Below are 6,710 nucleotides of genomic sequence, written 5' to 3' on the forward strand. Positions count from 1 at the left end.
CTTGGTCTCGCCACCTGCTGAAAGAGGCTTTGTTATGAAAATCGGTGTGATCGGTGGCGGCCAGCTGGGCCGCATGATGGCCCTGGCGGGCACTCCGCTGGGCATGGACTTCGCCTTCCTCGACCCGGCGCCGGACGCCTGCGCCCAGGCGCTTGGCGAGCATATCCGCGCCGATTATGGCGATCAGGATCACCTGCGCCAGCTGGCCGACGAGGTCGACCTGGTCACCTTCGAATTCGAGAGCGTGCCGGCCGAAACCGTGGCCTTCCTCTCGCAGTTCGTACCGGTCTACCCGAGCGCCCAAGCCCTGCGCATTGCCCGCGACCGCTGGTTCGAGAAGTCCATGTTCCGCGAACTGGGCATCCCCACGCCGGAGTTCGCCGACATCCAGTCGCAGGCCGACCTCGATGCCGCCGTGGCCAGCATCGGCCTGCCGGCCGTGATGAAGACCCGTACCCTGGGCTACGACGGCAAGGGCCAGAAGGTTCTGCGCAAGCCGGAAGACGTCACTGACGCCTTCGCCGAATTGGGCAGCGTGCCGTGCATCCTCGAAGGCTTCGTGCCCTTCACCGGCGAGGTGTCGCTGATCGCCGTGCGTGCCCGCGACGGTGAAACCCGCTTCTACCCGCTGGTGCACAACACCCACGACAGCGGCATTCTCGCCCTGTCCATCGCCAGCACCGCTCACCCGCTGCAGGCGCTGGCCGAGGACTACGTCGGTCGCGTTCTGGACAGGCTCGACTACGTCGGCGTGCTGGCCTTCGAATTCTTCGAGGTGGACGGCGGCCTCAAGGCCAACGAGATCGCCCCGCGCGTGCACAACTCCGGGCACTGGACCATCGAAGGCGCCGAGTGCAGCCAGTTCGAAAACCACCTGCGCGCTGTCGCCGGCCTGCCGCTGGGCTCCACCGCCAAGGTGGGCGAAAGCGCGATGCTCAACTTCATCGGTGAAGTGCCGCCAGTGGACAAGGTGATCAGCGTCGCCGACTGCCATCTGCACCACTACGGCAAGGCCTTCAAGGCCGGGCGCAAGGTTGGCCACGCCACCCTGCGCAGTGCCGACCGCGCCCGCCTCGATACCGCTATCGCCGCCGTGCAGGCGCTGATCGCTGCAGACTGATCGGGCGATTCGCAGCTAAACTCTTGAACGACGGCGGTCGTTCAAGAGCCTCCTCCATGAAGCGTCTCCTTTCCCTGCTGCCCCTGTTGTTCGCACTGACCTGCGTCGGCGACGACGATGTGCTGCGCGTCGATTTCCGCGAGCGGCCGCCGGAGATGCACGCCGTCGATGGCCTTCCCAGCGGCCCGCTGATCAGCGTGCTGGAGACCGCCGCACAGCGCCTCGGGATCGACCTGCACTGGCGCGAAGCGCCCTTTCTGCGCAGCCTCGAAGACCTGCGCTCGGGGCGGGTCGACCTGGTGCCACGCGTGCTGCTCACCGAGCAGCGCCGCGAGTACATCCATTTTCTGCCCAGCATCGGCAATCAGCAGCTCAATATCCGCTTCGTCACGCGCCCCGGCGAAGAGGGCAGACTGAGCCGCTACGAAGATCTCTACCGGCTGTCCCTGGGCGTGAAGCGCGGCACGGCCTACTTCGAGCCCTTCGACAGCGATGATCTGCTGAACCGCGTGTTCGCCAGCGACGATGCGCAGCTGGTAGCCATGTTCCGCGCCGGACGGCTCGACACCATTGCGGTTCTCGACGTTGCGCCGATGGAAGCGCAGCTCCAGGCAATGGGCTTTCGCGACTACAGCTACGCGTACTACGCCCACCGGCAGGTGCTGGGCAACCACTTCGGCGCCTCGCTCAAGCGCTACCAGAGCGATCGGCGTGAGCTGTACGACCGCCTCGGTGCCGAACTTGAGCGCATGCGTGCAGAGGGTGAAATTGCGCTGATCTACCGTCGCTACGGCGTCCTGCCGCCCGACGAGACGAACTGACAGCCCATCCACCTGTCCGATACCGAGCCTGCCGCATAAGCGGCACTCATCAAGGAGACACGCCAATGGGCATTATCGGCACCATTTTAATCGGCCTGATCGTCGGTCTGGTCGCACGCTTCCTCAAACCCGGCGATGACAGCATGGGCTGGATCATGACCATCCTGCTCGGCATCGGCGGCTCCATCGCCGCTACCTACGGCGGCCAGGCGCTGGGCATCTATGAAGCCGGGGAAGCCGCCGGTTTTATCGGCGCAGTGATCGGCGCCATCGTTCTGCTGGTAATCTACGGCGCGATCAAGAAGAGCTGAGGCCCTTCTTCAAGGAGCCGATGGACGCCTGGTCCTTCGGCTTCTCATTCACGCCGCCACGAGATGTCTGATTCCATGCGCCACCTGCTGTTCGCCCTGCTACTTCTTACCGGCCTGGCCCACGCCGAACTACCGGAAACCGACTGGCTCGACCTGATGCCACCCGAGGACCGCAAGGCCCTCGAGGAGATGCCCGAGATCAGCCACGACAGCCCCGAAGGCGACAGCACCTTCTACAGCGAGGACGGCCTGCGCCAGCAGGACCAGGACCTGCCAGCGGTGATGTATTCCACCAGGACCGTGGCCGAGCTCGACGGCAAGGCGATCCGCCTGGGCGGTTATCCGGTGCCGCTGGAAAACGACGAGAAAGGCAACAGCACCCTGTTCTTCCTGGTGCCCTATCCGGGCGCCTGCATCCACGTGCCGCCACCACCGCCCAACCAGCTGGTGCTGGTGCGCTACCCGCAGGGTATCCCGCTCGAGGACATCTACGCGCCGCTGTGGGTCAGCGGCGAACTGAAGGTCGAGAAGATCAGCAATGACCTGGCCGACGCCGCCTACGCCATGGAAGCGGGCGAAGTGCGCCTGGTGACCGACGAAGACCTTTAAACACAGCCGCGACACTGATGACGGCAGCACAGGCCCGTAGCCCGTCCTGCCGTCTACCTGCGCCGGACCGGTGCCACGGGCTAGTCGCTGAGCTCGCTGGACAAACGCAGCTCAAGTCTATGGCGCTCATCGGCTTTCAGCTGCACGACGTCCTCCAGCACGTTGGCCGTCTCGATGCAGAGCATGTCCTGCCAGGCGTCATCGGGAAACTGCGACAGGCGCCTGGCCTTTTCGATCCAGGGATTCCACAGCACGGCCGAGCGCGAGCCGCGGGTGTCCAGATGGATGCGCCGCCGCCAGCCCGGGTCGACGATGCTCAGCCGCGCGGCGGTATCGAGATAGATGCGATCGGTCTCCGCGTCGAACACCGGCGCGTCCTGCTGACGCAGCTCCTGCCAGTCCTGCAGGGTGTCGATATAGCGACAGCTCTGGAGCCCCTCGACGCTGACCTGGCGCACGTCGCTGACGGCGAAGTAGCTGTGCAGCGCCTGGCTCAGGGTCAGCGGTTCCGTACCGCGATTGTGGGTCTCCAGGCTCATGCCGAGGTCCTGCGCCACACGTACGACGAAGGTCAGGCCGACATCCCGCGGCCAACCCTCCAGCGGCTGGTTGCGAGTGTCGTAGGCAAAACGCAGGGTGACGGCGTCGTCCTCCTCGTCGATGCTCAGCAACTCCCAGTCAAGCGTGCGCACCAGGCCGTGGGCCGGCGCCTGCTCCAGCTGATAATGCGCCTGCACCGCCTGCGGGTTGCGCCGCAGATCGCCGAACCAGGGCCAGCACAGCGGTACACCACCGCGCACGCTCTGGCCGCGCTGATAGGCCGCGTCCGGGCTCAGCCAGATCAGCGGCGGCTGCTCGCCCTGCTGGTAACCGAGAATCTGCGCACCCTGCTGAGCCACCAGCAGCTCGCTGCCGGCAGCGCGGATTCGCCAGCAGGTCAGTTGATCCAGTTCCACGCGTTCGACTTGGGCGCTACTCATGACGACCTCTCGTTGGGATAGATGACCGATAGTGTGACACGCAAGAAGCAAAACGCCCGTCACTGGGACGGGCGTCAGCTGACTGCAAGCTATGACCTACTTGCCGTAGACCTGTTCCGGCAACCAGGTGATCAGGCCCGGGAAGATGTAGGCGATCACCAGCAGCATAATCTGGATCAGGATGAACGGCAGCACACCCTTGTAGATAGTGCTGGTAGCGATGCTCGGCGGCGTCACGCCACGCAGATAGAACAGCGCGAAGCCGAACGGCGGCGTAAGGAACGACGTCTGCAGGTTCAGCGCGATCATCACGCCCAGCCAGATCGGGTCGAGCCCCATGGCCAGCAGCACCGGCCCGACGATCGGCACCACCACGAAGGTGATCTCGATGAAGTCGAGGATGAAGCCGAGCAGGAAGATCACCACCATCACCAGGAAGAACGCGCCGAGCACGCCGCCTGGCAGTTGCGCGAACACGTCCTCGATCAGCACCTCGCCGCCGAAGCCGCGGAACACCAGGGAGAACAGCGAAGCGCCGATCAGGATCATGAAGACCATGGCACTGATTTCGGTGGTGCCGTAGGCCACTTCCTTGAGCTGTCCGAAGTTCAGCTTGCCCTTGCTGAAGGCCAGCAACATCGCGCCCACGGCGCCCAGCGCAGCGGCTTCGGTGGGGGTTGCGTAACCCGCGAGAATCGAGCCCAGCACCGCGCCGATCAGGATCAGCGGCGGCACCAGTGCCTTGACCAGCTTGCCCCATTCGATCGGGCCGAGTTCTTCCTGCGGCAGCGCCGGCAGTTTCTTCGGCTGGAGGATCGCAGTGGCGATGATGTAGAGGATGTACAGGCCGACCAGCAGCAGGCCGGGCAGCAGCGCGCCGACGAACAGGTCGCCGACCGAGACGGTCTTCGGCGAGAAGATGCCCATCTTCAGCTGCGCCTGCTGATAGGCGCTGGACATCACGTCACCCAGCAGTACCAGCACAATGGACGGCGGAATGATCTGCCCCAGGGTACCGGTCGCCGCCAGGGTGCCGGTGGAGATGGCCGGGTCGTAGCCGCGGCGCAGCATGGTCGGCAGCGCCAGCAGACCCATGGTCACCACAGTGGCACCGACGATACCGGTAGAAGCCGCCAGCAACGCGCCGACCACACACACGGAAATCGCCAGACCGCCGCGCAGGGTACCGAACAGGCGCGACATGGACTCGAGTAGATCTTCAGCCACCCGCGAGCGTTCCAGCATCACCCCCATGAACACGAACAGCGGCACGGCGAGCATGGTCTGGTTGTTCATGATGCCGAACAGGCGGTTCGGCAGGGCGCTCAGATACCCCGGGTCGAAGGTGCCGGTAAGCACGCCGATACCGGCGAACAGCAGGGAAACGCCGGCCAGGGTGAACGCCACCGGGAAGCCGCCCATCAAGGCCACGCAAATACTGACGAACAGCAGAATCGCCATCAACTCAGCCATGTTTCACCTCCGGAGCCGGCAGGCGACCGCTGAGGATGTAGAGCGCCTTGATCAGGTTGGAAATACCCTGCAGTACCAGGCTGACGACCAGTACCAGGATGATGCTTTTCTGCATATAGACGAACTTCAGCCCGCCTGACTCGCTGGAGGCTTCGAGCGTCGCACAGGAGTTGCTGACGTAATCCCAGCTGGCCCAGCCGAGGAACAGCGCCACCGGCAGCAGGAACAGCAGGTTGCCGAAGACCTCCACCAGCGCCTGGCGGCGGCCGCTGAACTTCTGGTAGAAAATGTCGACACGCACATGGCCGTTACGCTGCAGCACCCAGGCTGCGGCCCCCATGAACACCAGCGCGTGAGCGTATAGAACTGCCTCCTGCAGAGCTGTCGCGCCGATACCGAAGCCGTATCGCAGGACCACGACGATGGCGGTACCGATCACCAGAAATACGGTCAGCCATGCGCAGGCTTTGCCGAACCAGCTGTTGAGCGCATCGATTAAATTTGCAATAGCGAGGGGAAATGAAGGCTTGTCGGACATAGTGAGTCCTTATCGTTATGAGTAGGAGGCAGACAGCGACCGGTTGGCTGCACATCACGCCACCAGCGGCCTTGTGGGCCGCAGGCCGGCGATTCTAGGCAGGCAAAGGGTATTGCAGCAATGCCCGTACAACTTTAGTCGCAGTCGCTAGGCTTGTAGGTCACGAACCCCTATGTTATTCACGCCCGGTCTACCCCCGGCGATCCCGTGGTAAGACCAATACAACAATAAAGGAGCATTGCATGAAACGTCGCGACATACTCGCCGCAGCGGGCGTAGGCCTTGCAGCAACCGCGCTGGCTGGCTGTAAAGAAGAAGCAAAGAGCGCCGCAGCACCTCAAGAGGGTTCGAGTACCCAAACCTTCAACTGGAAGATGGTCACCTCCTGGCCGAAAAACTTCCCGGGCGTCGGCGTGGGGGCCGAACGCTTCGCCAAGCTGGTCGATGAAATGAGCAACGGCCGCCTGAAGGTCAAGGTGTACGCGGCCGGCGAACTGGTACCTGCACTGGAAGTGTTCGATGCAGTCTCCCGCGGTACCGCCGAGATGGGTCACGGCGCGCCGTACTACTGGAAAGGTAAGGTCCCGGCGGCGCAGTTCTTCTGTGCATCGCCGTTCGGCCCGAATGCCCAGGAGATGAACGCCTGGCTGCATCGCGGCGGCGGTCAGCAGCTGTGGGAAGAGGTGTACAAGCCGTTCGGCGTGCTGCCGATGGCCTGCGGCAACACTGGCGTACAAACCGCCGGCTGGTTCAACAAGGAAATCAACTCGGCCGACGACTTCAAGGGCCTGAAGATGCCAACCCCCGGCCTGGGCGGCGACGCGCTGACCAAAATGGGCCGCACGCTGGTCAACATGC

At 63.9% G+C, this 6,710-nt stretch carries 8 protein-coding genes; 5 read left to right on the forward strand and 3 right to left on the reverse strand.

What is annotated here, in order from left to right; translation table 11 throughout:
• Positions 1-34: 34 nt before the first annotated feature.
• The 4 genes from B3P22_RS11205 (at position 35) to B3P22_RS11220 (ending at position 2,861) form a co-directional block, all read left to right on the forward strand.
• On the forward strand, positions 35-1,120 hold the full coding sequence (locus B3P22_RS11205; protein WP_296271046.1) for a 5-(carboxyamino)imidazole ribonucleotide synthase: 1,086 nt from the start codon (positions 35-37) through the stop codon (positions 1,118-1,120).
• Between the two features lie 56 nt (positions 1,121-1,176).
• Positions 1,177-1,941: a substrate-binding periplasmic protein gene (locus B3P22_RS11210; RefSeq protein WP_296271047.1), complete on the forward strand. Its 765-nt coding sequence runs from the start codon at positions 1,177-1,179 to the stop codon at positions 1,939-1,941.
• 65 nt (positions 1,942-2,006) lie between these two features.
• Entirely contained in the window at positions 2,007-2,252 is a 246-nt protein-coding gene (locus tag B3P22_RS11215; RefSeq protein WP_197857644.1) for a GlsB/YeaQ/YmgE family stress response membrane protein, read from the forward strand.
• Between the two features lie 75 nt (positions 2,253-2,327).
• Positions 2,328-2,861, forward strand: a complete 534-nt coding sequence (locus B3P22_RS11220; protein ID WP_296271048.1) for a DUF3299 domain-containing protein — start codon at positions 2,328-2,330, stop codon at positions 2,859-2,861.
• Positions 2,862-2,941: 80 nt separating this feature from the next.
• Here B3P22_RS11220 and B3P22_RS11225 read toward each other — a convergent pair whose 3' ends face one another.
• The 3 genes from B3P22_RS11225 to B3P22_RS11235 all read right to left on the reverse strand — a co-directional run bounded on the left by B3P22_RS11225 (position 2,942) and on the right by B3P22_RS11235 (position 5,852).
• A complete protein-coding gene (locus B3P22_RS11225) occupies positions 2,942-3,841 on the reverse strand; it encodes a D-hexose-6-phosphate mutarotase (protein WP_296271049.1) in 900 nt (299 codons plus the stop codon).
• Positions 3,842-3,937: 96 nt separating this feature from the next.
• Complete coding sequence (locus B3P22_RS11230; protein WP_296271050.1) at positions 3,938-5,314, reverse strand: TRAP transporter large permease subunit; 1,377 nt, start codon at positions 5,312-5,314, stop codon at positions 3,938-3,940.
• Positions 5,307-5,852 carry a TRAP transporter small permease subunit gene (locus B3P22_RS11235; RefSeq protein ID WP_296271051.1) on the reverse strand — a complete coding sequence of 182 codons (546 nt, stop codon included), beginning with the start codon at positions 5,850-5,852 and terminating at the stop codon, positions 5,307-5,309. Before B3P22_RS11235 ends, B3P22_RS11230 begins: the two co-directional genes overlap by 8 nt.
• Before the next feature lie 242 nt (positions 5,853-6,094).
• Between B3P22_RS11235 and B3P22_RS11240 the strand changes: the two genes are divergently transcribed.
• A partial coding sequence (locus B3P22_RS11240) for a TRAP transporter substrate-binding protein (protein WP_419096430.1) occupies positions 6,095-6,710 on the forward strand: 616 nt, incomplete at its 3' end.

The organism is Pseudomonas sp. UBA6323 (assembly GCF_002439135.1).
Lineage (GTDB): Bacteria > Pseudomonadota > Gammaproteobacteria > Pseudomonadales > Pseudomonadaceae > Aquipseudomonas.

Bases quoted from the DNA above. Each gene is read 5' to 3' on its own strand.
- B3P22_RS11210 (WP_296271047.1), top strand. From the start codon at position 1,177: ATGAAGCGTCTCCTTTCCCTGCTGCCCCTGTTGTTCGCACTGACCTGC.
- B3P22_RS11205 (WP_296271046.1), top strand. From the start codon at position 35: ATGAAAATCGGTGTGATCGGTGGCGGCCAGCTGGGCCGCATGATGGCC.
- B3P22_RS11235 (WP_296271051.1), bottom strand. From the start codon at position 5,852: ATGTCCGACAAGCCTTCATTTCCCCTCGCTATTGCAAATTTAATCGAT.
- B3P22_RS11215 (WP_197857644.1), top strand. From the start codon at position 2,007: ATGGGCATTATCGGCACCATTTTAATCGGCCTGATCGTCGGTCTGGTC.
- B3P22_RS11230 (WP_296271050.1), bottom strand. From the start codon at position 5,314: ATGGCTGAGTTGATGGCGATTCTGCTGTTCGTCAGTATTTGCGTGGCC.
- B3P22_RS11220 (WP_296271048.1), top strand. From the start codon at position 2,328: ATGCGCCACCTGCTGTTCGCCCTGCTACTTCTTACCGGCCTGGCCCAC.
- B3P22_RS11225 (WP_296271049.1), bottom strand. From the start codon at position 3,841: ATGAGTAGCGCCCAAGTCGAACGCGTGGAACTGGATCAACTGACCTGC.